This is a genomic window from Plantibacter sp. Leaf1 (genome assembly GCF_001421315.1).
Classification (GTDB): domain Bacteria; phylum Actinomycetota; class Actinomycetes; order Actinomycetales; family Microbacteriaceae; genus Plantibacter.
On record NZ_LMJX01000001.1, the window covers coordinates 293,998 to 319,619 of the forward strand.

The 25,622-nt window shown below is 70.1% G+C and carries 24 protein-coding genes and 2 tRNA genes; 8 read left to right on the forward strand and 18 right to left on the reverse strand.

From position 1 onward, the window contains the following. The first annotated feature begins 85 nt into the window (after positions 1-85). Entirely contained in the window at positions 86-706 is a 621-nt protein-coding gene (locus tag ASE44_RS01220; RefSeq protein ID WP_157579745.1) for a hypothetical protein, read from the forward strand. A 57-nt stretch (positions 707-763) separates the two neighbouring features. Further along, positions 764-1,975 carry a pyridoxal phosphate-dependent aminotransferase gene (locus tag ASE44_RS01225; RefSeq protein ID WP_157579746.1) on the forward strand — a complete coding sequence of 404 codons (1,212 nt, stop codon included), beginning with the start codon at positions 764-766 and terminating at the stop codon, positions 1,973-1,975. A gap of 60 nt (positions 1,976-2,035) precedes the next feature. Here ASE44_RS01225 and ASE44_RS01230 read toward each other — a convergent pair whose 3' ends face one another. The 7 genes from ASE44_RS01230 to ASE44_RS01260 form a co-directional block, all read right to left on the reverse strand. Next, positions 2,036-3,172 (reverse strand): UDP-N-acetylmuramate dehydrogenase, encoded by a 1,137-nt coding sequence (locus ASE44_RS01230; protein ID WP_056776661.1) that lies wholly within the window; start codon positions 3,170-3,172, stop codon positions 2,036-2,038. A 13-nt stretch (positions 3,173-3,185) separates the two neighbouring features. Next, a complete protein-coding gene (locus ASE44_RS01235; protein WP_228507299.1) occupies positions 3,186-3,620 on the reverse strand; it encodes a MaoC family dehydratase in 435 nt (144 codons plus the stop codon). Then, a complete protein-coding gene (locus ASE44_RS01240; RefSeq protein WP_082455599.1) occupies positions 3,617-4,066 on the reverse strand; it encodes a MaoC family dehydratase N-terminal domain-containing protein in 450 nt (149 codons plus the stop codon). The genes ASE44_RS01235 and ASE44_RS01240 overlap by 4 nt, the downstream gene beginning before the upstream one ends. 63 nt (positions 4,067-4,129) lie before the next feature. Further along, on the reverse strand, positions 4,130-4,927 hold the full coding sequence (locus ASE44_RS01245; RefSeq protein ID WP_082455601.1) for a sulfite exporter TauE/SafE family protein: 798 nt from the start codon (positions 4,925-4,927) through the stop codon (positions 4,130-4,132). Then, positions 4,924-5,514: a histidine phosphatase family protein gene (locus tag ASE44_RS01250; RefSeq protein WP_082455603.1), complete on the reverse strand. Its 591-nt coding sequence runs from the start codon at positions 5,512-5,514 to the stop codon at positions 4,924-4,926. The genes ASE44_RS01245 and ASE44_RS01250 overlap by 4 nt, the downstream gene beginning before the upstream one ends. Positions 5,515-5,564: 50 nt before the next feature. After that, positions 5,565-5,876 carry a DUF3253 domain-containing protein gene (locus ASE44_RS01255; RefSeq protein WP_056776664.1) on the reverse strand — a complete coding sequence of 104 codons (312 nt, stop codon included), beginning with the start codon at positions 5,874-5,876 and terminating at the stop codon, positions 5,565-5,567. 81 nt (positions 5,877-5,957) lie between these two features. Further along, positions 5,958-6,659 (reverse strand): SDR family oxidoreductase, encoded by a 702-nt coding sequence (locus ASE44_RS01260; protein ID WP_056776666.1) that lies wholly within the window; start codon positions 6,657-6,659, stop codon positions 5,958-5,960. A 92-nt stretch (positions 6,660-6,751) separates the two neighbouring features. Between ASE44_RS01260 and ASE44_RS01265 the strand changes: the two genes are divergently transcribed. The 3 genes from ASE44_RS01265 (at position 6,752) to ASE44_RS01275 (ending at position 8,482) form a co-directional block, all read left to right on the forward strand. Beyond that, entirely contained in the window at positions 6,752-7,150 is a 399-nt protein-coding gene (locus tag ASE44_RS01265) for a MerR family transcriptional regulator (protein WP_056776668.1), read from the forward strand. 113 nt (positions 7,151-7,263) lie between these two features. Further along, positions 7,264-7,827 carry a hypothetical protein gene (locus ASE44_RS01270; RefSeq protein WP_056776672.1) on the forward strand — a complete coding sequence of 188 codons (564 nt, stop codon included), beginning with the start codon at positions 7,264-7,266 and terminating at the stop codon, positions 7,825-7,827. 103 nt (positions 7,828-7,930) lie between these two features. After that, positions 7,931-8,482 carry a hypothetical protein gene (locus ASE44_RS01275; protein ID WP_056014028.1) on the forward strand — a complete coding sequence of 184 codons (552 nt, stop codon included), beginning with the start codon at positions 7,931-7,933 and terminating at the stop codon, positions 8,480-8,482. A gap of 69 nt (positions 8,483-8,551) precedes the next feature. Here the strand turns inward: ASE44_RS01275 and ASE44_RS01280 are convergent. The 4 genes from ASE44_RS01280 to ASE44_RS01300 form a co-directional block, all read right to left on the reverse strand. Next, positions 8,552-8,625 (reverse strand) — tRNA-Met (locus tag ASE44_RS01280). Between the two features lie 42 nt (positions 8,626-8,667). Beyond that, positions 8,668-8,739 (reverse strand) — tRNA-Thr (locus ASE44_RS01285). Positions 8,740-8,818: 79 nt separating this feature from the next. Next, positions 8,819-9,568 carry a lytic transglycosylase domain-containing protein gene (locus ASE44_RS01290; protein WP_082455605.1) on the reverse strand — a complete coding sequence of 250 codons (750 nt, stop codon included), beginning with the start codon at positions 9,566-9,568 and terminating at the stop codon, positions 8,819-8,821. A 224-nt stretch (positions 9,569-9,792) separates the two neighbouring features. Further along, the gene (locus ASE44_RS01300) at positions 9,793-10,170 is read right to left on the reverse strand and encodes a PGPGW domain-containing protein (RefSeq protein WP_056014019.1); all 378 of its coding nucleotides are present in this window, start codon (positions 10,168-10,170) and stop codon (positions 9,793-9,795) included. A 107-nt stretch (positions 10,171-10,277) separates the two neighbouring features. Here ASE44_RS01300 and ASE44_RS01305 point away from each other — a divergent pair, with 107 nt between their 5' ends. After that, on the forward strand, positions 10,278-12,041 hold the full coding sequence (locus tag ASE44_RS01305; protein ID WP_056776680.1) for a glycoside hydrolase family 13 protein: 1,764 nt from the start codon (positions 10,278-10,280) through the stop codon (positions 12,039-12,041). 61 nt (positions 12,042-12,102) lie between these two features. On the opposite strand, the gene treZ is transcribed toward ASE44_RS01305, so the two are convergent. The 4 genes from treZ to ASE44_RS01325 all read right to left on the reverse strand — a co-directional run bounded on the left by treZ (position 12,103) and on the right by ASE44_RS01325 (position 19,442). After that, positions 12,103-13,881 carry a malto-oligosyltrehalose trehalohydrolase gene (gene treZ, locus ASE44_RS01310; protein ID WP_056776682.1) on the reverse strand — a complete coding sequence of 593 codons (1,779 nt, stop codon included), beginning with the start codon at positions 13,879-13,881 and terminating at the stop codon, positions 12,103-12,105. Further along, positions 13,878-16,232, reverse strand: coding sequence for a malto-oligosyltrehalose synthase (gene treY / locus ASE44_RS01315; RefSeq protein ID WP_056776685.1), 2,355 nt, complete (start codon positions 16,230-16,232; stop codon positions 13,878-13,880). Before treY ends, treZ begins: the two co-directional genes overlap by 4 nt. Beyond that, complete coding sequence (glgX, locus tag ASE44_RS01320) at positions 16,229-18,277, reverse strand: glycogen debranching protein GlgX (RefSeq protein WP_056776687.1); 2,049 nt, start codon at positions 18,275-18,277, stop codon at positions 16,229-16,231. Before glgX ends, treY begins: the two co-directional genes overlap by 4 nt. A gap of 103 nt (positions 18,278-18,380) precedes the next feature. Next, a complete protein-coding gene (locus tag ASE44_RS01325; protein ID WP_056776690.1) occupies positions 18,381-19,442 on the reverse strand; it encodes a serine/threonine-protein kinase in 1,062 nt (353 codons plus the stop codon). A 244-nt stretch (positions 19,443-19,686) separates the two neighbouring features. Here ASE44_RS01325 and poxB point away from each other — a divergent pair, with 244 nt between their 5' ends. Further along, the gene (gene poxB / locus ASE44_RS01330) at positions 19,687-21,423 is read left to right on the forward strand and encodes a ubiquinone-dependent pyruvate dehydrogenase (protein WP_056776693.1); all 1,737 of its coding nucleotides are present in this window, start codon (positions 19,687-19,689) and stop codon (positions 21,421-21,423) included. 82 nt (positions 21,424-21,505) lie between these two features. Beyond that, positions 21,506-22,504, forward strand: a complete 999-nt coding sequence (gene rfbB, locus ASE44_RS01335) for a dTDP-glucose 4,6-dehydratase (protein WP_056013996.1) — start codon at positions 21,506-21,508, stop codon at positions 22,502-22,504. Positions 22,505-22,733: 229 nt separating this feature from the next. On the opposite strand, the gene ASE44_RS01340 is transcribed toward rfbB, so the two are convergent. From ASE44_RS01340 to ASE44_RS01350, 3 genes are all read right to left on the reverse strand, one after another. Next, a complete protein-coding gene (locus ASE44_RS01340) occupies positions 22,734-23,891 on the reverse strand; it encodes a M23 family metallopeptidase (RefSeq protein ID WP_157579747.1) in 1,158 nt (385 codons plus the stop codon). Positions 23,892-24,209: 318 nt separating this feature from the next. Beyond that, the gene (locus ASE44_RS01345; RefSeq protein ID WP_056013989.1) at positions 24,210-25,037 is read right to left on the reverse strand and encodes an inositol monophosphatase family protein; all 828 of its coding nucleotides are present in this window, start codon (positions 25,035-25,037) and stop codon (positions 24,210-24,212) included. Positions 25,038-25,130: 93 nt separating this feature from the next. Then, a partial coding sequence (locus tag ASE44_RS01350; RefSeq protein WP_157579768.1) for an HNH endonuclease signature motif containing protein occupies positions 25,131-25,622 on the reverse strand: 492 nt, incomplete at its 5' end.

Here is a 25,622-nt window from a genome sequence, read left to right on the forward strand (position 1 = left end):
CCCGGAATCCTTCCGGGGACCGACGGCGAGCGGCGGTGCATCCGTGCTCTGGCCGCCCCGCGACCGACACCGTAGAGTCGGGCGTATGACCCACAACGTTCAGGAAGCGATGCCCGCCCGATTCCCGTCGGTCGGAACGACCTCGCCGGAGACGCAGGCGATGCCACGATGGAACGCGTCGAGCCGATACGGTGCCTCGCTCGTGGCCGTCGTCCTGGGTGGCTACCTCGCCATGCGCGGCGGATTGAATGTCATGTGGCTCCAGTCGGACGCCGACGTCATCGGCACCCTGCTCCTCCAGTTCTTCGTGGGCGGCACGGTCCTCATCGCCGGTGCCCTGATCGCCCCGGCCTCCCTGGCAAGACGCGTGCTCGCCTCTGCGGTCGTCGTCGCCGGTCTCGCGGTCCATGCGTTCGGGTCGGCGACCGCGACCAACGCGACGCCGCCGTTCCTGCTGTACGGATCGATGTCCTTCGCGATCGGCGCCTTCACGGCTGCCGCGGTCTGGTTGATCGTCCGGGGCCGGTCCCTGCCGACTTTCGTCCTCCTGCTCGCCTTCGCCGCCATGCCGCTGCTGACCGAACGCCTGACCCACACCGGCTGGTCGGGCGTCACCCGTGAGGACCTCCTGACGGGCGTCTCCGCCGCCATCGGCGTCGGTGTGGCCTGGGCGGCAGCGGCCGTCGACGGCGCCCGGTCCCGATAGGGTCCGTTCCGCGTCACGCACTGTCCTCGCGACACCGGGTTGGGTACGCTCGGAGTCGTGCCTGAATCGACCTCCACGCCCCGCCTGTCCACGAAGATCGCAGCGATCGCCGAGTCCGCCACGCTGAAGGTGGACGCGAAGGCGAAGGCCCTGCAGGCGCAGGGTCGCCCCGTCATCTCCTACGCGGCGGGCGAGCCCGACTTCCCGACGCCGGAGCACATCGTCGAGGCCGCCCTCGTCGCCGCGCGCGACCCGAAGGCGCACCGGTACACGCCGGCCGCCGGGCTGCCCGACCTCCGCGCGGCGATCGCCGAGAAGACGCTCCGCGACTCCGGTCTCGAGGTCGACCCCGGCCGGGTCATCGTCACCAACGGCGGTAAGCAGTCGGTGTACGAGGCGTTCCAGGTGCTGCTGAACCCCGGCGACGAGGTCATCGTGCCCACGCCGTTCTGGACCACCTACCCGGAGGCCATCGCCCTGGCCGACGGTGTCGCGGTCGACGTCTTCGCCGACGCCTCGCAGAACTACCAGGTCACGGTCGAGCAGCTCGAGGCGGCGCGCACCCCACGCACCAAGGTCCTCCTCTTCGTCTCGCCGTCGAACCCGACCGGCTCCGTCTACTCCCCCGAGCAGACGAAGGCCATCGGCGAGTGGGCGCTCGAGCACGGCATCTGGGTCATCTCCGACGAGATCTACCAGAACCTCACCTACGACGGCGTCCGTGCGACGTCCATCGTCGAGGCGGTCCCCGAGCTCGCGGAGCAGACCCTCCTCGTCAACGGGGTGGCGAAGACCTACGCGATGACCGGCTGGCGCGTGGGGTGGACCGTCGGCCCGGCGGACGCCATCAAGGCGCTCGGCAACCTCCAGTCGCACCTGTCCGGCAACGTGAACAACATCGCGCAGCGCGCGGCGATCGCGGCCCTCACCGGCCCGCAGGATGCTGCGGAGGCCATGCGCGAGGCCTTCGACCGTCGTCGCAAGCTCATCGTCGAGGAACTGAACAACATCGACGGTTTCGCGACGCCCACGCCGCAGGGCGCCTTCTACGTCTACCCCGACGTGACGGCACTGCTCGGCCGGACGTTCGGCGGTGTGACGCCCACGACCTCACTCGAGCTCGCGGACCTCATGCTCGACCAGGCCGAGGTCGCCGCCGTGCCTGGTGAGGCGTTCGGGCCGTCCGGGTACCTGCGGTTCAGCTACGCACTCGGCGACGACCAGCTCCTCGAGGGCGTCCAGCGGCTGCAGCGCCTCTTCGCGTCCTGATCCGTCGTCCGCCCGCCGGTATGCGGTGGGCGGACGTTCGGCTGGAAGACGACGTCGCCGTCAGATCGTGACGCCGACCACCACGGGTTCGGGCTGCAGGAGCACACCGAACTCGGCGTGGACCCGCGCCTGCACGAAGCGGGCGAGCTCGGCGATCTCGGTGGCGGTCGCGCCGCCTCGATTCGTCAGCGCGAGGGTGTGCTTCGTGGAGACCGCGGCGTGCGATCCGGGGAGCGCGAACCCACGACGGACCCCGGCCCGCTCGATCAGCCAGGCCGCCGACAGCTTCGCCAGCCGCTCCACGGGAGCCGGCCGGGGAGGGTTGACGACCTCGCCGAGTGGGAAGACGTACTCGGTGTCGTCGTCGGCCGGCGGGTCGACGGGCCACCAGGGAGCGTCACCGGGGAGCGAGCGGGCGACGTGCTCGGACACGATCGGGTTCGTGAAGAACGATCCGGCGCTGGCGGTGTCGGGGTCGTCCGGGTCGAGCACCATGCCCTTCGAGGCGCGGAGCGCGAGCACCGTCGTGCGCACCTGCGCCAGACGGACCTGCTCGCCGACCTCCACGCCGAGCGCGAAGGCGAGCTGCTGGTAGGCGATCGGCGCGGCGAGACCGTCGACACCGACGTCGTCGAGCTCGATGACGATCGCGACGACCACACCCGACCGTTCGGGCTCCCCACCGCCGTGACGCTTCAGGACCGACGTCCGGTACCCGAGGCCGAGCTCGGCGGCGGGGACGCGCTCGACGGTCTGCGACTCCTCGTCGAGCAGATCGACCGCGACGAGCGACGACACGATCTCCTGTCCGTAGGCGCCGATGTTCTGGACGGGGGCCGCCCCACAGGATCCCGGGATACCGGAGAGCGCCTCGATGCCCGCGAAGCCGTGCTCCACGGTGTAGGCGACGAGCGCCTCCCAGTCCTCGCCGGCCTGCACCCGCAACCGGACGCGTCCGGCGGGAGCCTCGAGCCGTTCGATGCCGCGGTTCGCCGCCCTGATGACGGTGGCCTCGACCGGCTCGTCGCCGACGAGGAGGTTCGATCCGCCCCCGAGCAGCAGCCATTGCTGGTCGGTGTTCCAGACGTCGAGCACGGCGTCGATCAGCTCGGCCTCGCTCGTGCACTCCACGAAGGCTGCGGCGGGCCCACCCACCTGCAGGGTGGTGAGCTCGCGCAGACTGATGGTGTCGGTCATGGCGCTCCGCAGCTCAGGCGAAGCCGACGACGAGTTGCGCCTTGCCGAGCACCGTCTGCTCGGCGAAGGTGACGGTGAGGTCGATGCGTGCGGTCTGCGCGTCCGCGTCGAGCTTGCCGACCTTCGCGACGATGTGGAGTTCGGCGCCGGTCTCCGGGTCGACGACGACCGGGCGCGTGAACCGCACCTGGTAGTCGAGCACGCGGCCGGGATCGCCGATCCAGTCGACCACCGGCTGCGCGGCGATCCCCATCGTCAGCATGCCGTGCGCGAGGACGCCGGGCAGCCCGACGGACGCGGCGACGTCGTCGCGGTAGTGGATCGGGTTGAAGTCGCCCGAGGCACCGGCGTAGCGCACGAGCGCGTCGCGAGTGAGGTGGACCGTCCGCTCGGCGACGACGTCGCCGACGGCGGGCATGGCGGGAGTCGTCTGCTGCACGTCGCTCATCCTTCGTCTCCTCGCACCACGAGCGTCGAGGTCGCGGTGACCACCGGCTCGCCGTCGGCGTCGGTCATGACCGAGTCGCACGTCACCATGGAGTGGCCGCCCAGGGACTTGATCGAGGTGACCGTCAGCTGCGCGGTCAGTTCATCGCCTGCGACGATCGGGCGGTGGTGCACGAACCGCTGGTCGCCGTGGACGACCCGACTGAAGTCGATGCCGGCGTCCGGCTCGGCGAGGAGCTGCTGCAGCGTGTGCTCCTGCACGACGACCGCGAAGGTCGGCGGCGCGACCACGTCGGCGTGGCCTGCGGCGCGTGCCGCTTCCGGGTCGAGGTTGATGGGGTTCGTCGCGAAGACGGCCCGCGAGAACTCGCGGATCTTCTCGCGTCCGACCAGGTACGGGGCTACGGGCGGGAAGACCCGACCGGCGAGCTCTGGGTTCACTGACACGCCCTCCAGCCTACCCGCTGGCCCGGCGAGGGGGTCTTGGAGCCGGATCGACGACCTGGGTGATCAGGAGCGCTTCAGCGCCTGGAACACCATGCGGATCGCGATGACCACGAGGAACGCCGCGAAGAGCAGGTTGCCGACGAACGGCGGGACGACCGACGCGACGATGGCGCCGAGCGCGGTCGTCGTGCACGCCGCGACCCCGATGATCGCCGCGGCGCGGAGGTCGACGTTGCCACGCCGGACGTTGCCGACGGTGCCGGAGATCGCGGTCGGCACCATCATGAGCAACGACGTGCCCTTGGCGATGAGGTCGCTCGCTCCGAACAGCAGGATGAGCATCGGCACGACGACGACCCCACCGCCGATCCCGAGGAGTCCCGACAGGACGCCGGTCAGGAAGCCCAGGAGGATGAGGCCGATGATCGAACCGACGTGCAGATCGATCTCGGCGGTGCGGGACGGGACGATGAGGAACAGGGAGACCACGACGACGAGCAGGAAGCCGATGAAGCCCCACTGGAGCGCCTTCTTGGGGAGCTTCGCCAGCAGATAACTGCCGAGCTGGGCGCCTCCGATCGCGCCGGCCGCCAGCAGGATCGCCGCCACCCAGTCGACCGTGCCGTTCACCGCGTAGGAGATGACCCCGACGAGCGACGTCGGGACGATCGCGGCGAGCGAGGTCCCAGCGGCGAGCCGTTGCCCGAACCCGAGGAGGAACACGACGGCGGGGACGATGAGGATGCCGCCGCCGACGCCGAAGAGCCCCGACAGGAACCCGGCGGTCAGGCCGATCCCGATGAGCCAGGCGATGCCGGACGCGGATCGGACCGGACGGCCGGTCGTGTCGTCTCCGGTCACCGTGCGGTGGGGCCGGAGAGCGCCGTCTCGAGGGACGGGGTGGTGCGAGCGGTTCCGGCGTCGAGGAGCGACCAACCGGTGTCGGTCGCCTCGATGACCGACACGGAGCAGTTCTCCAGCGGTGGGACCGTCGTACCGGAGAGGTGGCTGAGGGTGAGGCGGATGAGGGTGCCGTGGCTCACGACGAGGACGTTCTGCCCGGGGAAGTCGCGTGCGATGGCGTCGATGCCGCGGAGTCCGCGTTCGATGACCGACTCCTCGGTCTCGAGGTTCGGGTACTGGTGGTCTGGCCAGTTCTCGAGGACCATCTGCGCCGTCGCGCCCTCGGCGTCGCCGTAGTGGCGCTCGACGACGTCGGGGTAGGTGGGGCCGAGTTCGAGTCCGAGCGCGTCCGCGATGATCTGCGCGGTCTCGCGTGCGCGCCCCAGTGGGGAGCTGACCACGACGTCCCAGGTGCCCGTGAGGCGAGGGGCGACCGTGGCGGCCTGCTCCCGCCCCGTGTCGTTCAGCGGGATGTCCGTCGTCCCCTGCAACCGTCGTTCGAAGTTCCAGGCGGTCTGTCCGTGACGGACGAGGGCGATGGTCATGTCCCAAGCCTAACCGCCGACGGCGCACGCATCACCGGCCAGGGCCGGCCTCACCGTTCGGTGTCGCTCCCGGCTTCCGTCGCCCAGCGGATCCGGATGGGGCCACGGACGGTCTCGCGGTCGACCGCCTCGTCGCCCTGGGTGATCCGCACTCGACCCTCGTCGACGAGACGCCAGGCGACCCGACGGGTGTCGTTCATGAGCTCGCGCCACTCCTCGCCGCCGACGGCACGGGCGGCGTCGGACGGGCAGATGGACGAGGTGACGGCGCGCTTGCCGAGGAGATCGAGGATGGTCGCCTCGAGGACGGCGTCGTCGACGGCTCCCCGGCCCTGCGGCTGCACCCCTGTGTCGTCACTCATGGCATCCAGTATGCGCGCTCTCCTGCGGCGGCGTCCCGGAGCCGGCGACGCCGGACGGGACACCGCTCACCGGAGCAGGCCTCAGGCGAACTGCGCGTAGAACGCCTCGGGGGCGTTGGCGAGTGACGCCTTGACCATGGCGCTCCAGTCGTCGACGACGACCTCGGCGACACCCTGCTCGACGCCGTCGAGGCTCGCCCGGGCGACGTCCACCGGGTCGACCATCGGCCCCTCGTAGCCCGCCATGATGTCGGTGTCGGCGGCACCGAGGTGCAGTCCCTGGACAGAGACCCCCTTCGGTGCGAGTTCCAGACGGACCGCGTTCGTCATGTTCCACTCCGCCGCCTTGGCCGCGGCGTATCCGCCGGAACCCGGGTGGGCGAACCAGCTCAGGGCGGAGAGCACGTTGACGATCGCCCCGCCCCCGTTCCCTTCGATCACCGGAGCGAAGGCACGCACCATGGCGAGGTTGCCCCAGTAGTGGGTGTCCATCTCGCGACGCGCGTCGGCGAGGTCGCCGGTCAGCATCGAGCCCTGCGTGGCGATGCCGGCGTTGTTGACGAGCAGCGTGACGTCGGTCGCGATCGCGGCCGCCGCCTCGACGGAGGCCTGGTCGGTGATGTCGAGCTGCAGCACCTCCACGCCGGGAATGTCGACGAGCTCGGGGCGGCGCGCGGTCGCGTACACCTTCGCGGCGCCGCGCTCGAGCAGCTGGGTGACGAATCGGCGCCCGATGCCCCGGTTCGAGCCGGTGACGAGTGCGACGGATCCTGCGATGTCCATGATTCCTTCCCGCGTGCGGGGCGATCCCGCAGCAGCCTGGTTAGGCTAAGACCTCACATCAATGTCAGGTGCAAGCCAGGAACGGAAGATCGATGCGCATCGGGGATCTCGCGGCTCGGACCGGGGCGAGCGTCCGCTCGCTCCGCTACTACGAAGAGCAGGGGCTGCTCACCGCTACGCGCACGACGAGCGGCCAGCGCCACTACGAACAAGCGGCGGTCGAACGGGTCGAGCTCGTGCAGCAGCTCTTCGCGGCCGGCCTCCCGAGCCGCACCATCGTGCAGCTCCTCCCCTGCGTCGACGCCGGGGTCGCGACGCCGGAATCGCTTGAGCTGCTTCGGACCGAACGCGACCGCATCACGGCGCAACTGGCGGACCTCGAGGCGGCGCGCGCCCGCCTCGAAGCGGTCATCGACATCACGCTCCACCCGACGCCCGAGCATTGCCCGGCCCTGCGCGAGGAGCATCAGGTCGAGTTGGACGCCGCCTGAGCCCCTCGGCCCGTCTCCGACGCGGTCGGTCCGTCGCGGCTACCATGACCAGGTCGGAGGTCGAGGACACAACCGGTGGCCAGCCTTCGCGGTAGCCGAGACGGGGGTCAGCGATGAGTGCATCCGAGAGCCAGGGACAGACGAGTACGACCGAGTCGGTCGCGGCGCAGGCGGCACGCACCCGGCTCGAACAGCGCGTGGCGAGCATCGAATCCATCCTGATCACCATCCCCATGTTGCTGCTGGAGGTCGCGCTCATCCTCTCGCTGTTCGTGCCGTTCGCCAGTCAGACGACCGACGACGAGGGCACGGAGGTCTTCAACCTCTTCTTCTTCCTCGCTGGTTTCGCCGATCGCGATGACGACGGTGATCCGGAGGCCGCCTCGATCCTGTTCGCGAGCGCGTTCCTGGTGCTCATCCTGGTGATCATCGCGGCGATCTGCACCACCCCGGTGTTCCGGGGGAGCCGGACCTCCGCCCGGGCGGGTGCCACGGCCGTGACCGTCATCATCGTGCTCATCCTCGGCAACATCGGTGCCTGGATGGTGATGCTGATCGGCATCTTCGCGGACTCGCCCTGGGAGCTCGGGCCGGCGCTCCCGCTCCTCAGTATCGGAACCCTGCTGGCGGCGATGATCGCCTTCTCCCCGGGGTACCGCAGCATCTGGGACCGGTGAGGCGGCCCGGTCCCGTCCAGGCGACGGACGCCACCTTCCCGATGGGGAGTGCTGCCCATGCGGTGAACCACTCCGACGCCTGTCGCCTTGCCATACTGAACCCGTGAACGGAACCGACAACACCTCGACCGGCGTGCTCGAGGAGTACCGGTGGGCCGTCGAGGCCGAACTCCAGAACACCCCGTTCATCGTCACGGACGTCCCGGGTGGGTTCCGGGTCGGGTTCGACCTCGCGAACGCCCACTGGTTGGACGTCCTCCAGCTGAACGAGGTGTCCGACAGCATCACGTACACCGTCCGCGTGGACGAACGACGACGGCGCTTCAGCATCACCGACACCCTTCGCACCATGGGCTGGTCGGCGGGCGCCGCCGGATTCGTCCCACGGCTGTCGTGGTCGTTCTCCTGGCAGTCGGGTCGGGTCCGCTACGGCCGGGTCATCATGCTCGGCATCGCGCCCGGCGGGTTCGAGGTCGCGTTCAGCCCCGAGAACGAACGCGCACGGATCCGGGAGATCGGCGAGGAACTCGGCCTCCGCCCCCGGATGGCGCCGCATGCCCGCATCGGCATCTGGGCTGCGGTCGGCGCTGTGCTGCTCGGCCTGCTGGTGCCCGCTGCGATCATGCTCGGGGGCTCCCTGACCGGGACCCACTGAAACGGGGACGCTCGGCGAGGATCTCAGCTCCCGCGGATACGCAAAAGGCCCGGAAGCCCGGGCCTTGCGTAGCAGGAGAGAGATTCGAACTCTCGACCTCACGATTATGAGTCGTGCGCTCTCACCAACTGAGCTACCCTGCCACGTCTCTCCGTATGCCGGCGAGAGCAGTGACGGAGAGAACGAGCCCCGAGCGGGACTTGAACCCGCGACCTCTTCCTTACCAAGGAAGTGCTCTACCACTGAGCTATCGGAGCGCGAACCAGACCGCTCACGCGGAAATGGCACCAGTAGAGACTAGCATCCCCGGAGGCGTGCTTCGTACACGCTCTCGGATCATTTGGCCGCGAAGGTGTCGGCGGCGTGCACGACCTTCGCGAGGTACGAGGCGGCGCCGTTGTACGAGCCGATCGCGGCGACCCAGTCCGCCTCGATCCGGAGGTCGCGCCCGCCATGGCAGAGGTAGCCCGCCGCGGCGAGCGCCGCGTCGTCGATCTGCTGCGGGTCCGCGACGCCGTCGCCGTTCCCGTCCGCTCCCCACCGCTCCCACGTCGAGGGGATGAACTGCATCGGACCGACCGCGCGGTCCCACCGGGCGTCGCCGTCGAACGCGCCGCCGTCGGTGTCCGAGACGGCGTCGAACTCGGTTCCGGTGAGTGCGGGCCCGATGATCGGCGGGGTCGCTCGACCGGCGGCGTCGAGGGCGCCACCGAAGATGGTCCCGTGCCCGGACTCGACGCTCCCGAGCGCGGCGAGGGTGTTCCACGCGATCCCGCACTCGGGTCGCGCCTGCGCGGTGGCCAGTGCCGCCCCCGCGTAGGCGGACATGGCGCGTTCCGGGATACCGAGGCGCTGCGCCGTGGCCGACGCCCACGTGAGGTCGACGCGATCGGTGATGGCGGCAGGAGCCGTCCCGGCCGAGCCCACCGCCGGGATGCCGGGCCCTTCGACCGCGGCGTGGGGTGCGGTCCCGAGGGTCGAGTCCCGCACCTGCGCCTGCCTGACGAGTTCCGGCCCCCAGGTGACGACGGCGACGATGACGGCGAGCCCCACGGCCACGGCTGCGAAGGCGACGACCCAACCCATCGGGGCCGACTGCAGGCGCCTCCGACCGGGCCTCCGGTTCGGCCGCTTGGCGGCACTGCGCGCGCCGACGGTCCGCGACCGTGGCTTCGGAGCCGACCGGGTGGCTCCGCTCCGGGTCCGCGCGGAGGCTCGCGGCTTCGATCCGGCGGGCCGGCGACCGCTGTTCCCCTTCGCCGACGTCACCACCCGTCCACCGTAACCGAGGGCGGCGACGGGGCGACTCGTCAGGGCTGTGGTGCGGCCTTCGCGGCGTTCTTGGCCTGGCGCTTCGCCCGCAGGTCCTTCGCGACGGCGACACCCTTCTTGGCGGCGGCGTTCGCCTTCGTGCTCGCCCGCTTGGCCCCGTCGAACTCGGAGGCGAGGACGGCGAGCCCGCCGACGGCGATGAGCGCCCCAGGGCCGGGCAGCGGGATGAGCGCGACGCCGAGGGCGACCGTGCCACCGCCGACGACCCCGACACCCGCGCGGTAGACGCGGTTCGCCGTCGGGTTCCGGCGGATGATCCCGCGGGTGGTCCGGGCCGCCGAACCGGCGACCCGCCCCGCCTGCGCTCCGACGCGCTTGGCCGTGCTGCGGGCGGTGCTGTCCGATTCCGTCGTCATGTCCCCACTCTAGGCAGCACCTGACGGGTCGTCACCGGGAATCCGGTGCGAATCGGGCCCCGGTCGACGCGCGGCGGGAGGCCTCTGCGATGGCCTAGGGTAGCGACATGGACTCCGCCCTCCCGACCTCGTCGGCGACCGCAGCTCAGCATGCCTCCCCCGCAGGAGGCTCCACCCCCGGATCGGAGTGGTGGCGTTCCGCCGTCATCTACCAGATCTACCCCCGCTCCTTCGCCGACGCGAACGGTGACGGTCTGGGCGACCTGCCCGGCATCACCTCCCGCCTCGGCGCCCTCCAGGAACTGGGCGTCGACGCCATCTGGCTGTCCCCCTTCATGACGAGCCCGCAGAAGGACGCCGGCTACGACGTGGCCGACTACTGCGACGTCGATCCCATCTTCGGCACGCTCGCCGATTTCGACGCGATGACCGCCGCCGCCCACGGCGCCGGTATCCGGGTCATCGTCGACCTCGTCCCCAACCACTCGTCGACCGCGCACCGCTGGTTCCGGGAGGCGCTCGCGGCCGGACCGGGGTCCGAGGAACGCGCCCGCTACATGTTCCGCGACGGCAAGGGCGAACACGGGGAGCAGGCCCCGAACAACTGGGAGTCCGTCTTCGGCGGTCCGGCCTGGACGCGCGTCGTCGAGGCGGACTGTACCCCTGGCCAGTGGTACCTGCACATCTTCGACTCCTCGCAGCCGGACTTCGACTGGACGAACCCGTGGGTGCGGGAGCAGTTCCGCGGCGTCCTGCGCTTCTGGCTCGACCGCGGCGTCGACGGCTTCCGCGTCGACGTGGCGCACGGCATGATCAAGGCCGACGGGCTGCCCGACTACACCCCGCCCGCCGAGGGTGGCAGCATGGGCGGCGCCTCCGTGGACGCGTCACTCGAGGCCGCCGGCACCGGGCCGGAGTCGTGGCCCGAGACCGCTCCGTACTGGGGCCAGGACGGCGTCCACGAGATCTACCGCGACTGGCACGACCTGCTCGCGACGTACGAGGGCGACCGCGTCCTCTGCGCCGAGGCCTGGGTCGACCCGCTCGACAAGATGGCGCTCTGGGTGCGACCCGACGAGATGCAGCAGGCGTTCAACTTCCCGTACCTCGAGACGCCTTGGAACGCGGCGGCACTCAAGACGGTCGTCTCGGAGTCGCTGCGGGCCTTCGCCCAGGTCGGCGCACCGAGCACCTGGGTGCTGTCGAACCACGACGTCGTCCGCCACGCCTCCCGCCTCGCGCTCACGGAGGAGAACCCGCAGGGCTACGGCGTCGGGCCGAACACCCCCGGCAAGCCGGACCGCGCACTCGGCCTGCAGCGTGCTCGCGCCGCAACCGCGCTCATGCTGAGTCTCCCCGGCGGCGCCTACCTCTATCAGGGCGAAGAGCTCGGGCTTCCGGAGGTCATCGACCTCCCGGACGACGCCCGTCAGGACCCCACCTGGTTCCGCACGAACCACGAGCGCTACGGGCGCGACGGCTGCCGCGTGCCGATCCCGTGGGAGGCCGGCCACCCCGCGTACGGCTTCAACACGACGGGCGCCTCCTGGCTGCCGCAGCCCGACGACTGGAACGACTACTCGCGCGACGCCCAGGCGGGCATCCCCGGGTCGACGCTCGAGCTCTACCGCACGCTCCTGCGGCTGCGTCGAGAGCACGGCCTGGGCCTCGGATCGGTCGCTTGGATCGAGGGCGCTCCGGAGAGCATCCTCGCGCTCACGAACGGCACGGTCACGGTCGTCGCGAACACCGGCGCGGACGACGTGCCGGTCCCGTCGTCACTCGCCGAGTCGTCCGTCCTCGTCGCGAGCGGCCCGTTCGACGGCACCACGATCCACGGCGACACGACGGTCTGGTTCACGACGCCGTAAGGGCCCAGCCCTGCACGCTCCTCGTGCGCCGCAGCGACGGCACACGAGGAGCGGATCCGGCTCAGTGGTGGAGGATCGCGACCGAGTGCGCGCCGAGACGGATGGAACCGTCCGAGGTGACGACCTCGCCGAAGCTGTCGAGCAGATCATCGACCCGCAGCGGCAACTCCACGGCTTCCGTCCCGAAGTTCACCGCCAGCGTGGCCGAGCCACGACGCAGCACGAACGAATCGGTCGACTCGTCGGCGACCGCCGTGGTGTCGGCGAACGCCGGATCGGTGAACGCGGGCACCGTGCGCCGCAGCTCGATCAGGCGCCGATACCAGGTCAGGAGCCGCGCATGGCGACCCTGCGACCGTTCGGACCAGTCGAGGATCGAGCGTCGGTACGTCTCCGGGTCCTGCGGGTCGGGTACGTCGGCCTCGTTCCAGCCCATCCGGGCGAACTCGGCGATGCGCCCCTTCGCCGTCGCCTCACCGAGCTCCGGCTCGGGGTGGGAGGTGAAGAACTGCCACGGGGTCGACGCCGCCCACTCCTCGCCCATGAAGAGCATCGGCGTGAACGGTCCGAGCAGGGTGAGGGCGGCGGCGATGGCCAGCTGACCGTCGTCGAGGCTGGCCGCCAATCGGTCGCCCACGGCACGGTTGCCGATCTGGTCGTGGTTCTGGTCGGAGACGACGAGGCGCCAGCTCGGCGTGCGCTCGAGGTCGATCCGTCGGCCGTGGTGCCGCTTCCGGAAGCTGGACCAGGTCCCGTTGTGGAAGAACCCCTCCTCCATGACCTTGCCGAGCGCACCGAGCGGCGCGAAGTCGGCGTAGTACCCGGACACCTCACCGGTGAGGGCGACGTGGAGGGCGTGGTGGAAGTCGTCGCTCCACTGGGCGTCCAGCCCGTAGCCGCCGGAGCCGCCGGGCCCACGCGGGGTGATGAGCTTCGGGTCGTTGAGATCCGACTCGGCGATCAGCGTGAGCGGCCGGTTCAGATCCGCAGCGAGCGCGTCGACGGCCGCGTCGAGTTCCTCCAGGAGGTGGACCGCCCGGGTGTCGTGCAGCGCGTGGACGGCGTCGAGCCGCAGACCGTCGACGCCGTACTCCTCGAACCACATGAGGGCGCTGTCGATGATGTACCGGCGCACCTCGTCCGAGTCGGGGCCGTCGAGGTTGACGCTGTCGCCCCAGGTGTTGCCGGCGCCGTCTGCGAGATACGGGCCGAATCTGGGCAGGACGTTGCCGGACGGGCCGAGGTGGTTGTACACGACGTCCTGGATCACGGCGAGCCCGCGCTCGTGGCAGGCCCGGACGAAGCGCCGGTAGCCCTCGGGTCCGCCGTAGGCCTCGTGGACGGCCGACCAGAACACGCCGTCGTACCCCCAGTTCCAGACGCCGTTGAAGGCGTTGACCGGGAGCACTTCGACCGCGTCGACGCCGAGTTCGACGAGGTCGTCGAGTCGCTCGATCGCGCCGTCGAAGGTGGCCGCTTCGGTGAACGTGCCGATGTGGAGTTCGTACAGCACCGCGCCGATGAGCGGCCGTCCCCGCCAGCCGGTGCCGTCGGAGGGCGCGGGGTCGGATGCGACGACGCGGGACAGGCCGTGGACGCCGTCCGGTTGGCGACGCGACCGCGGGTCGGCGATCGGCCCGTCGCCGTCGAGGACGTAGCCGTAGTCGGTGTCGACGATCGCGGCGCGCGGGGCGTCACCGTCGAGCGCGACCCACCATCCCTCCGCCACCGCGTCGCGGCTCATCGGGAAGCGGTCGTCGCCGAGCACCAACTCGACGCGCTCGGCGATCGGTGCCCAGACCCGGAAGCCGTCGGCTGGGCTGGTGGTCGTGCTCGTCATCGCGGTGACTCCTCGTCTCCAGATGTGGTGGTGGTCGGTTCGGTGTGCTCATCACCGTCGGCGATGGTGAGGACGGCGACCGGGTACTGCTCGAGGAGCGCGGCGACGGAGACCGGTCCGCCTGAGATCTCGCGGCCCGTCAGCACCTCCACGTAGCGTCCCTCCGGAAGCTCGACGTTGGTGTTCTTCCACCCGCCGCGCTCGGCGAGCCGGAGGGACAGGCGGGTGGCGATCGTCACCACACCACCGCGGGAGAAGGCGAGGACGTGATCAGCAGCCGCACCCTCCGCGGCGAGCGCCGTGTACTCCGTGTACCGCTCGGGGTGGCTCCGGCGGAGTCGGAGCAGCCGTGAGGTGACGAGGAGCTTCGCGGCTCCGTCGGCGGCGACGGGCGGGAGCCACCCGTCGTCGAGCTTCGCCAGCAGCTCGCGGCGCTCGGCGTAGTCGACGGCCCTGCGGTTGTCGGGGTCGACGAGGGACCGGTCCCAGAGTTCGCTGCCCTGGTAGACGTCGGGCACGCCCGGCATCGTGAGTTGCACGGCCTTCGCCACCAGGCTGTTCGTCCAGCCCGCAGCTTCGACGTCGGCGACGGCGTCGAGCAGCGCGGCGTTCGCGCGACGGCTGTCGTAGAGCCCGTCGACCGCGGCGTGCAGGGCGACTTCGAAGGCCTCGTCCGGTGCGGTCCACGTGGTCGAGTCGCCGGCCTCGCGGGCCGCCTTCTCCACGTAGGCGTGCAGGCGTTCGCGTTCGATCGGCCAGGCACCGACGGCGGCCTGCCAGACGAGCTGTTCGAGCTGCCGGTCGGGGAAGCCGTTGCTCGTGTGCAGGGCGACCGCGTGCTCGGCCCACCGGTCAGCCACTTCGCTCAGCGCGTCGATGCGGGCGCGGACGTCCTCGCTGCGCTTCGTGTCGTGGGTGCTGAGCGTCGTCATCGACGACGGCCACTCCGCCTGCCGTCGTGCCTGACGGTGGTGGAACTCGGCCACGCTGATGTCGGTCTCCGCCGGGTCGCCACCGACCTCGGTCAGCGAGGTGAGCGCGGTGTACCGGTAGAACGCGGTGTCCTCGACCCCCTTGGCCATGACCATGCCGGAGGTCTGCTGGAAGCGCGCGGCCAGTGGGTCGGCCGGGTTGCGGAGCCGCGGCGCGAGGGCGGCGAACGCCTCGGCGAGCTCCGGCCTGCGGGTCTCCGCGGTCTCCAGGGCGGCGTCCAGGTACTCGTCGCCGAGCGGCAGGTACGAGCGGTACACCGGGAACGCCGTCAGGATCTCGGCCAGCGCGTCGACGGCCTCGTCGACCTCGGGGACGAGACGGGCGAGCCGTCGGACCTCGGATCCGAGGATGCCGTCCGCGATGCCGCGCTTGGTGGTGTGCACGAGCTCGTCCCACGCGTCGCGCGTGAGTTCCACCCCGGCCAGCTCCGCCAGGACCGGGAGGCCGGTGGAGTCGACGAGGACCCGGTCGACGTCGCCGAGCGCGTCGTACCCGGTCGTGCCGAGCGTCGCCCATTCGGCCGGGAGGTCCTCTTCGCCTTCGAGGATCTTCTCGACCCAGATCGGCGCCCCGCCGATGCGTTCGGACAGGCGGTCGAGGTAGGCACCCGGATCCAGGAGGCCGTCCGGATGGTCGACGCGGATGCCGTCGGCGATCTTCTCGTCGAACCAGCGGCCGATCTCGACGTGCGAGCCGTCGAACACCGCGGGGTCCTCGACGCGGATCGCGGCGAGCGTGTTCACGGCGAAGAAGCGGCGGTAGTTCAGTTCCGCGTCCGCACGACGCCAGTTGACGAGCTCGTAGTGCTGACGGTCGTGGACCTCGCGTGGCGTCGCTCCGTCGTCCGCTGTCCCGGGTGCGATGGGCAGGCGGTTCTCGAAGTACCGCAGCTCGCCGTCCTCGATCGTGAGGTCGTCGAGGGTGCTGTGGTCGCCCTCGTCGTCGCCGAGGATCGGGATGCGGATCCTGCCGGCACCCGACTCCCAGTCGACGTCGAACGCGGCGGCGTGCTCGGCCTCGCGGCCGTGCTGGAGCAGGTCCCACCACCAGGCGTTCTCGACCGGGGTCGCGACCCCCATGTGGTTCGGGACGGTGTCGATGAGGACCCCGAGTCCGGCGGCGTGCGCGGCTTCGGCGAGCGCCGTGAGCCCCTCGGCGCCGCCCCGCTCGGGGTCGACCGTGGTGTGGTCGACGACGTCGTACCCGTGCGTCGATCCGGGCTCGGCACGGAGGATGGGCGAGAGGTACACCCAGTCCGCTCCGAGGGCCTGGATGTAGTCGACGATGGCGGCGGCGTCCTGCAGCCGGAAGTCGGCGGTCAGCTGGAGCCGGTAGGTGGAGACGGGCACGGTGGTCATGAGGTGACCCCCGACCGCAGGAGGGTGAAGGACGTGCCCTGCACGATCACCGTCGTCGAGCCCTCGGCGAGCATCTGCTCGGGGTCGCTCGACTCGACGAGGGTCCACGGCTGGCCGGGAGCCTTCGGGAGGGTGAACTCGACGCCGTTCTCGGCCGCGTTCAGCAGGAGCGCGAACGACGCCGACCCGGCGTGCCGGAACACGAAGGTGATCGAGCGGGCGTCCGGGTTCTCCCAGTCGTCCTCCGAGAAGGGTTCGTCGTCGGACCGCGTGATGAACACGCGGTCGTCCGCCTTCGAGCCGGGGCCCTGACGGAACCAGTCCGGTCGGAGGGCCGGCTCGGCCGTACGCAGTGCGATCATCCGCTTGGTGAAGCCGAGGAGCTCCTGGTCGGCGTTCTCCCAGTCGAACCAGGACACCTCGTTGTCCTGGCAGTAGGCGTTGTTGTTCCCGCCCTGCGTGCGGGCGATCTCGTCGCCGCCGAGGATCATCGGCACGCCGGCCGAGAGCAGCACGGTCGCGAGGAAGTTGCGTCGCTGACGGTTGCGGCGGGCGTTGACCGCCGGATCGTCGGTGGGACCCTCGGCGCCGTTGTTGCTCGAGCGGTTGTCGCTCTCGCCGTCGTTGTTGTCCTCACCGTTGGCAGCGTTGTGCTTGGCTGCGTAGGCCGTGAGGTCCGCGAGCGTGAAGCCGTCGTGCGCGGTGACGAAGTTGACGCTCGACAGCGGCGAGCGACGCGACGCCTCGTAGACGTCCGGGCTGCCGAGGACGCGCTGCGACATGGTGCCGAGCACGCTGTCGGCGCCATTCCAGAAGTCGCGGACGTCGTCGCGGAACTTCCCGTTCCATTCCGACCAGCTCGCCGGGAACCCACCGACCTGGTAGCCCGCGGTGTCCCACGGCTCCGCGATCATCTTGATCGGCGCGAGCACCGGGTCCTGCTCGATGAGCGAGAGGAAGGCGCTGTGGATCTCTGCGGAGCCGTCCTGCCGGGTGAGGGTCGTCGCGAGGTCGAAGCGGAAGCCGTCGACGTGCATCTCGGTCACCCAGTAGCGGAGCGAGTCCATGATGAGGCCGAGCGCCGCCGGGTGGCCGACGTTGACGCTGTTGCCGGTGCCGGTGGTGTCGAAGTAGTGCTCGCGGTCCTCGTCGACGAGGCGGTAGTACGCGGCGTTGTCGATGCCCTTGAACGACAGCGTCGGGCCCATGTGGTTGCCCTCGGCGGTGTGGTTGTACACGACGTCGAGGATGACCTCGAGGCCGGCGGCGTGCATCGCCTTCACCATCGCCTTGAACTCGTCGACCTGGCCGCCGGTGTCGCCTGCGGCCGCGTACTCGCCGTGTGGGGCGAAGAAGCCGATGGAGTTGTAGCCCCAGTAGTTGCGGAGGCCCTTCTCCTCGAGGTGGCTATCCTGCACGAACTGGTGCACGGGCAGGAGCTCGACCGCGGTCACGCCGAGGTCGGTGAGGTACCGGAGGGCGGCCGGGTGCGCGAGACCGGCGTAGGTGCCGCGGATCTCCTCGGGCACCTCGGCGAGCTGCTTCGTGAAGCCCTTCACGTGCACCTCGTACACGATCGTCTCGGCGAGCGGGATCCGTGGCGCGACGTCCGCGCCGTCCGCGTCCCAGTCGAAGGACGACGGGTCGGTGACGACGCCGAGGGCGACATGACCGGCCGAGTCGGTGTCGTCCATCGACTCGGGGGCGTCCAGACGGTGGCTGAACTGCGCCTGGCCGAGGTCGTAGCGCCCGGTGATCGCCGTCGCGTGCGGGTCGAGCAGCACCTTCGCCGGGTTGTGCCGGAGGCCGTTGGCCGGGTCCCACGGACCGTCGACCCGGACGCCGTAGCGCATGCCGGGCACGAGGCCCTCGACGAGGCCGTGGAACACGTGACCGGTCCGTCGTTCGAGTCGGGTCTGCTGCTCCTCGCCGCCCTCGGGGAACAGGCACACGGTGACGGAGTCGGCGGTCTCGGAGTAGATGGCGACGTTCGCACCATCGCCCCGGAGGGTGACGCCGAGCGGATAGGGGGTCGAGAGCGTCATGGCGCCCTTTCACTCGAAGGGATCGATCGTTGATGAGACCGTACACCGGCCGGCTGACTTCCCCGGAAGCGCGCGAAACGTGGTAGGGCGGGAGCTGACGGGGTCAGAACGCGAAGATGCCGATGGCCACACCGATGGCGAGGCCGGCAGCGGCCGTGGCGCCGGCGAGCAGCAGTGCGATCCGCGGATCGACGCCCCGCTCGGTCACGAGCCCGAGACGCGCGCGCACCCGGCGGACGCGTCGGACACGGGATTCCGACCAGATCTCGCGCAGGGTCGAGGCGACTTCGTGGGCCGCCGGCCGGTCTTCCGGGCGACGGGCCGTCATCGAACGCAGGAGCGGGTGCCAGGCGGCCGGCAGCTCGGGCGGGATCACGGGATCGCGGTGCAACCGGGCGATCGCGGACTCGACGAGCCCACCGTCGAACTCACGACGGCCCGTGATCGCCTCGAGCAGCACGAGGCCCAGCGAGTAGATGTCCGTCTCCGTGCTGACCGTGTCGCCGAGCGCCTGCTCGGGTGAGAGGTAGTTCGCCGTCCCGGAGATCGCCTCGGTGTTCGTCAAGCGGGAGCCGCCGATGAAGTGGGCGATCCCGAAGTCGGACAGCTTCACGAGGTTCGCGTGCCCGAAGGCGGCGATGTCGCTGAAGAGCATGTTGTCGGGCTTGATGTCGCGGTGGACGATCGACCGCGTGTGGATGAACGACAGGGCGTCGGCCACCTGGGCGCCGAGCGCAGCGGCATCGCGCGGCAGCATCGGGCCCGCCCGCAACTTGTCGGTGAGCGTGGCACCGGGGATGTACTCCATCACCAGGAAGCGGTGCTCGACGCCACGGTGGACGACGGAACCGGAGTCGTACAGCTCCACGAGACCCGGGTGGCGCAGTTCGCCGAGCAGGCGGATCTCGCGCTCCTGGCGGAGGCGGTCGTTCGCGGTCGCCGCCTCGTCGCGGAAGAGCTTCACGGCCACGGGTCGCGACAGGAGCTCGTCGCGAGCCCGGTAGACGTTCGCGGAACCGCCCGAACCGAGCTGCTCGCCGATGCTGTAACGGCCGTTGGACAGGCTCACGCCGGTGACGACCGTCTCGCTGTGCTCGGTGAACATGGCGGCGGGATCGGTCACCGATCCCGCGTGTGCCGGCGGTCGGTGCAGGGAGTCACTCACGGCCGCCCCTTTCACGGTGCAGTCGATGTTGGCCGCACCACCGCGTCGTCGGCAGGCTGTTCCAACGTCCACGCTACAAGGCGTTCGTCGTTCAGGTGGATTGACCCCGGAGTGTTGAGAAGCGTTACCGCACCTGGTAGGGCTCTGCAAGGCCGAGTCGCTCCCTTGTGACGCTCGGACCACCCGAGGAGCATGGAAGGACCGGGAACCCCGGACCGAGAGTCGCCAGCTGCGAGGAGCACCCATGTCCACTGTCGCCGAAACCGTCGTCGCCACGCTCGAAGCCAGTGGGGTGCAGCGGGTGTACGGACTGCCCGGCGATTCACTGAACGGGTTCACGGACGCCCTCCGGACCAACGGACGGATCGAGTGGGTGCACGTCCGCCACGAGGAGGCGGCCGCGTTCGCCGCGGCAGCCGAAGCCGAGCTGACCGGGGAACTCGCCGTCGTCGCCGCCAGCTGCGGGCCCGGCAACCTCCACCTCATCAACGGTTTGTTCGACGCGAACCGCTCGCGCGTACCGGTCCTCGCGATCGCCGCGCACATCCCGAGTTCCGAGATCGGCACGACCTACTTCCAGGAGACGCACCCGCAGGAGTTGTTCCGTGAGTGCAGCGTCTACGTCGAGCTCGTCTCCATGCCCGAGCAGCTGCCCCGGGTCCTCGAGATCGCGATGCGCACCGCGGTGGAACGTCGCGGGGTCGCGGTCGTCGTCGTGCCGGGCGACGTCATGCTGCAGCACGCGGTCTCCGAGCACGTCTCGGCGATCCGGGCGACGCAGCCGCGCATCCTGCCCGCCGCCCACGAACTCGATGAAGCGGCCCGCCTCCTGAACGCCGGCAAGCGCGTCACGATCCTCGCCGGTGCGGGTGTCAAGGGCGCCCACGAGCAACTCATCGCGACCGCCGACGCCCTCGGCGCCCCCATCGTGCACGCGCTCCGTGGCAAGGAGCACGTCGAATACGACAATCCCTTCGACGTCGGCATGACCGGACTCCTCGGCTTCGCCAGCGGCTATCACGCCATGCTGTCGTGCGACGTGCTGCTGATGCTCGGCACCGACTTCCCCTACCCCCAGTTCTTCCCCGAGGACGCGACCGTCATCCAGGTGGACATCCGGGGCGAGCAGATCGGCCGACGGCACCCGGTCGACCTCCCACTCGTCGGCACCGTCCGCGACACCCTCGACGCCCTCCTGCCGAAACTCGAACGCAAGACGCACCGGAAGCACCTCGACGAGGCGCTCAAGCACTACCGCAGCTCCCGGAAGGGCCTCGACGAACTCGCGACCGCCGACCACGACCGCCAGGCCATCCACCCGCAGTACCTCGCGAAGGTCATCGACGAGCTCGCCACCGACGACGCCGTGTTCATCCCCGACGTCGGTTCGCCCGTCGTCTGGGCGTCGCGGTACCTCACCATGAACGGACGACGCCGGCTGATCGGGTCCTTCAGCCACGGCAGCATGGCGAACGCGGTCTCGCAGGGCCTCGGCGCCCAGGCGTCGCAGCCCGGCAGGCAGGTCGTCGCGCTCGCCGGCGACGGCGGCCTCACGATGCTGCTCGGTGAGCTCATCTCGCTCACGCAGAACCGGCTCCCCGTGAAGGTCGTCGTCGTCAACAACTCCTCGCTGAACTTCGTCGAGCTGGAGATGAAGGCGGGCGGTTTCGTGAACTACGGCACGGACCTCCAGAACCCGGACTTCGCCCGCGTCGCCGAGGCGATGGGCATCCACGGTGAACGCGTCGAGCGGGCGAGCGATCTGGAGGGTGCCATCCGGCGTGCGTTCGAGCACGACGGTCCGGCGCTCGTCGACGTCGTGACGGCACGGCAGGAACTGTCGATCCCGCCGACGATCACGGCGGAGCAGATGAAGGGGTTCACGCTCTACGCGCTCCGCACGGTCATGTCGGGTCGGGGTGACGAACTCCTCGACCTCGCGAACACGAACCTGCTGCGCCGGATCCTGCCCGGACACTGAGCCGCGGCACGGCGGACACCCGTCGGCTCAGGAGCAGGATTCTCCCCCGGCTTCCAGAGACCGCCGGGTAGACTCGGTTCTCGTGTCCAGACTTCTCGTTACCGGCGGCGCCGGATTCATCGGCTCGAACTTCGTCCACTACGTCCTGAACAACACCGATCACTCGGTGACCGTCCTCGACAAGATGACCTACGCGGGCAACCGCGCCTCGCTCGACGGCCTCCCGGCCGATCGTTTCGAGCTGGTCGTCGGCGACATCCAGGACGCGACGCTCGTCGACGAGCTCTTCGCTCGCCATGACGCCGTCGTGCACTACGCGGCCGAGTCGCACAACGACAACTCGTTGCACGACCCCCGCCCGTTCCTCGACACCAACATCATCGGCACGTACACGCTGCTCGAGGCTGCTCGCAAGCACGGGACCCGGTTCCACCACATCTCGACGGACGAGGTCTACGGCGACCTCGAGCTCGACGACCCGGAGCGGTTCACGGAGCAGACCCCGTACAACCCGTCGAGCCCGTACTCGTCGACGAAGGCCGGCAGCGACCTCCTCGTCCGCGCGTGGGTGCGGTCCTTCGGCGTCAAGGCGACGATCTCGAACTGCTCGAACAACTACGGTCCGTACCAGCACGTGGAGAAGTTCATCCCGCGTCAGATCACGAACGTCCTCGGCGGCGAGCGTCCGAAGCTGTACGGCACCGGCGAGAACGTCCGCGACTGGATCCACGCCAACGACCACTCCTCCGCGGTGCTCACCATCCTCGACAAGGGGGTCATCGGCGAGACGTACCTTATCGGAGCCGACGGTGAGAAGAACAACAAGGACGTCGTGGAGCTCATCCTCACGCAGCTGGGTCAGTCGGCCGACGCCTACGACCACGTGAACGACCGCCCGGGCCACGACCTCCGCTACGCGATCGACTCGTCGAAGCTGCGCACGGAACTCGGCTGGACGCCGGCCTTCAGCGACTTCGAGGCCGGCCTCGCCGACACGATCGCCTGGTACCGCGACAACGAGTCCTGGTGGAAGCCGCAGAAGGCCGCCACCGAGGCGAAGTACCAGGAGCAGGGTCAGTAACCCTCCCCGTCACGAACGAAGGCCCGTCGGCATCAGCCGGCGGGCCTTCGTCGTGCAGGTCCCTGAGCGAAACCCCGACCCCTGAGCCGATCTCGTCTGGTCCCTGAGCCGGTCTCCTCTGGTGCCTGAGCCTGTCGAAGGGCACCCACCCACTCCCACTGTCGGCAGAAACACGAACGCCCCGCCCGGACTCGGGCGAGGCATTCGTCAGGTGGTGGGGTCCGCGACGTCAGTTGACGTTGGCGTACAACCACTCGAGCGGGTCGACCCAGGTGACGCCGTCGAGTCGGATCTCGAAGTGCAGGTGCGGTCCGGTGGACATACCGGTGGAGCCGGTGAGGCCGAGGATGGTGCCGACCTTGATGGCCTGCCCCTCGGTGACCCGGACGGAACCGTGCTGCATGTGCGCGTAGACGCTCGAGACGAGGCGACCGTTGATCGTGTGGTCGACGATGACGTTGACGCCGAGCGAGCCTTCGCCGTCTTCGACGTGGCGGACGACGCCGTCGGCGATGACCTGGATGGGGGCGCCGTTGCCGGGGTTGAAGTCCTGGCCGTGGTGGTCGCTGGAGCAGCCTGCGCAGTCGCGAGCACCGAAGCGGTCGCCGATGGTGACACCGACGGCGAACGGCCACTGGATGGTGCCGTTCGGGTTGTTGGTGAAGGTGTTGGCGGGGCGGATGCCCATCGCGGCGGCGGCTTCTTCGACGGTGCTCGTCGTGTAGTCGTCGCGGGTGAAGGTCAGTTCTGCCGAGCCCTCGCTGTCGAGCGACTGGGAGGCCTGGTTGCTGAGCCCGTTGCCGTCGCCGAGCTCGGCCTGGGATGCCTCGGCGACCGACGTCGCGACGTCTTCTGCGGTGAGGAGCGCGTTGGCCGGGACGGAGGTCGCGACGGCCATGAGGGCGACGAAGCCCATCGCGGCACCGGCGAAGATCTTGGTGGTGATGTGGCGCTTACGGGCGATGCCCGAGGGGCGAGGAGCGCCAGGCGTGGACGCCGGACGACTCGTGTTGCGGGGCTTCGTCGTCGACACGGGAGCGGAGGTGGCCCGGGTCGAGCGGCGCGGACGCGAGGCGTCGGCGAGGGGGATGTCGGTGTCGACGGGCACGGACGACGTCGGCGTGGTGGCATCGGGGGCGAGGGTCGGCTCGGCGATGAGCGACTCGGACTCGGCCGGCGCGAGGTCGGCGACGTCGGACGTGTGGACCGCCTCGATCGCCTCGGCGATCATCTCGTCGACGGGGTCGACGGCGGGAGCGGCCTCGGGCTCGGCGACGTTCGCCTCGTGGGTCGGGTCCTGCAGCACGGACTCCTGCTGCTCGAGGGCTGCCGCCGCCTGACGCTCGCGTTCGCGGAGTTCACGGCGGCTGAGGGGAGGCGTCTGCACGGGTGCAGTGTCTCGCTCGGCGGACGTGTTCTGCGGGTCCTGAGGGTCGGGAAGCACAGGGGTGTCCTCAGGGCTTGCATGGCGTGACAAGGGGGCGGGGGCCTTTCAACGGGGCTAGCAGATAGGGCGTGAAGTCCGTCCACGCGGGGGAACGCGGACGTAACGAATAGATAAATGCTAGCAACGGGAGCCTGAAAAAGCCATGGCAGTGCTCGGTTTTGTTGTGGAAAACCCTGGTCAGAGGCCATATGAGAGTTCTCTTATGAACGAGTCGCGACCGGAGCGTTTCGGGGCGTCCCTCGCCGCCGGGCCGACGGTTCAGCCGATGGACGAGGCGAAGCCCTGCTCGACGAGCAGGCGCTCGAGGACGTCGAGCAGTGGTGCGTCTGCGGCCATGATGAGCTTCGTGGTGGCGGGGGCGCCGTCGAACCCGGCGACCGTCGCGCCCGCTTCAGCCGCGACGAGCGCCCCGGCGACCTGATCCCAGGGCTTCAGCCCGCTCTCGTAGTAGGCGTCCAGGCGGCCGGACGCGACACTGCAGAGGTCGAGGGCCGCGGAACCGATCCGGCGGACGTCACGGAAGGTGCCGAGGAGTGCGCCGAGGACCGCGGCCTGTTCCATCCTCCGCGAGGCCGTGTACGAGAAGCCGGTGCCGAGCAGGGCGACGTTCGGGGCGACGCCCCGGTTCACCTCGAGCGTGCGGCCGTTGAGGTGCGATCCGGATCCACGGGCCGCCGTGTACGACTCGCCAAGCACCGGGTTCACGACGGCACCGGCGAGTGTGGTCCAGGTGGCGGGATCGGGTTCACCCTCGACGACCCCGATGCTCACGGCGTACGCGGGGATGTCGTAGAGGTAGTTGACGGTGCCGTCGATGGGGTCGACCACCCAGGTGAGGCCCGAGGTGCCGGTCGAGCCGCCTTCCGCACCGGTCTCTTCGCCGAGGAAGCCGTCGTCGGGGCGGGCTGCGAGGAGACGATCGCGGATGAACTGCTCGGACTCGCGGTCGGCTCGCGTGACGACGTCCTCGATCGAGGACTTGCTCGCGGCGATCTCGACGCCCTCGCGTCGTCGGCGCAGGATCAGCTCCCCCGCGTCGGTGGCGATGTCGGTGGCGATCTTGAGGAGCTCTTCGTGGCCGGTCACCACACCACCCTACGGCCGCCCGCCTCATGCGCCCTGGCCGGCCCGGTCGCCGAGGAGTGCGCACCCTTCGACAAGCTCAGGGACCGGACGTGGTCAGAACGGTGCGCGGTCCGGCTCGGTTCGATGGTGTTTGCCGTCGGGTGTCGTCCAGTCGAGCACTCCACCCGGTCGATGTTCAAGGCCCCAGCCGGGGAGGTGCTTCATCCGGTGGTGATGTCGGCAGAGACAGGCGAGATTCCCGACATCCGTCGTCCCGCCGTCCTGCCAGGCGACGGAATGGTCGAGGTCGCAGGCCCTGGCGCGCCTGCCGCAGCCGGGTGCCCGACAGGTGCCGCCTCGGAGGCGCACCGCCCGCTGGAGATCGGCGGGAACTCGGTACTGGCCGCGGCCGACGGAGAGGACGGCTCCGGTTTCGGGCTGGACGAGGATCCGGGTGAAGGAGGGTGCGTTCACCGCGATCCGGGCTGCGGTCTCGGGATCGATCGGCCCGTATCCGTCGAGGGTTGCGGGTGCGTCGGAGAGGCCGGCCATGCTGAGCGCCGGGACGGTGATCTGCACGGTGGGCTTGATGTGTTCCTGCACTTC

Coding starts and splice junctions, on each gene's coding strand:
- glgX (WP_056776687.1), bottom strand. CDS start 18,277: ATGACGCTCTCGACCCCCTATCCGCTCGGCGTCACCCTCCGGGGCGAT.
- ASE44_RS01300 (WP_056014019.1), bottom strand. CDS start 10,170: ATGACGACGGAATCGGACAGCACCGCCCGCAGCACGGCCAAGCGCGTC.
- ASE44_RS01290 (WP_082455605.1), bottom strand. CDS start 9,568: ATGGGTTGGGTCGTCGCCTTCGCAGCCGTGGCCGTGGGGCTCGCCGTC.
- ASE44_RS01235 (WP_228507299.1), bottom strand. CDS start 3,620: ATGAGCGACGTGCAGCAGACGACTCCCGCCATGCCCGCCGTCGGCGAC.
- ASE44_RS01255 (WP_056776664.1), bottom strand. CDS start 5,876: ATGAGTGACGACACAGGGGTGCAGCCGCAGGGCCGGGGAGCCGTCGAC.
- ASE44_RS01270 (WP_056776672.1), top strand. CDS start 7,264: ATGAGTGCATCCGAGAGCCAGGGACAGACGAGTACGACCGAGTCGGTC.
- poxB (WP_056776693.1), top strand. CDS start 19,687: ATGTCCACTGTCGCCGAAACCGTCGTCGCCACGCTCGAAGCCAGTGGG.
- treY (WP_056776685.1), bottom strand. CDS start 16,232: ATGACCACCGTGCCCGTCTCCACCTACCGGCTCCAGCTGACCGCCGAC.
- ASE44_RS01220 (WP_157579745.1), top strand. CDS start 86: ATGACCCACAACGTTCAGGAAGCGATGCCCGCCCGATTCCCGTCGGTC.
- ASE44_RS01260 (WP_056776666.1), bottom strand. CDS start 6,659: ATGGACATCGCAGGATCCGTCGCACTCGTCACCGGCTCGAACCGGGGC.
- ASE44_RS01230 (WP_056776661.1), bottom strand. CDS start 3,172: ATGACCGACACCATCAGTCTGCGCGAGCTCACCACCCTGCAGGTGGGT.
- ASE44_RS01305 (WP_056776680.1), top strand. CDS start 10,278: ATGGACTCCGCCCTCCCGACCTCGTCGGCGACCGCAGCTCAGCATGCC.
- treZ (WP_056776682.1), bottom strand. CDS start 13,881: ATGACGAGCACGACCACCAGCCCAGCCGACGGCTTCCGGGTCTGGGCA.
- ASE44_RS01250 (WP_082455603.1), bottom strand. CDS start 5,514: ATGACCATCGCCCTCGTCCGTCACGGACAGACCGCCTGGAACTTCGAA.
- ASE44_RS01265 (WP_056776668.1), top strand. CDS start 6,752: ATGCGCATCGGGGATCTCGCGGCTCGGACCGGGGCGAGCGTCCGCTCG.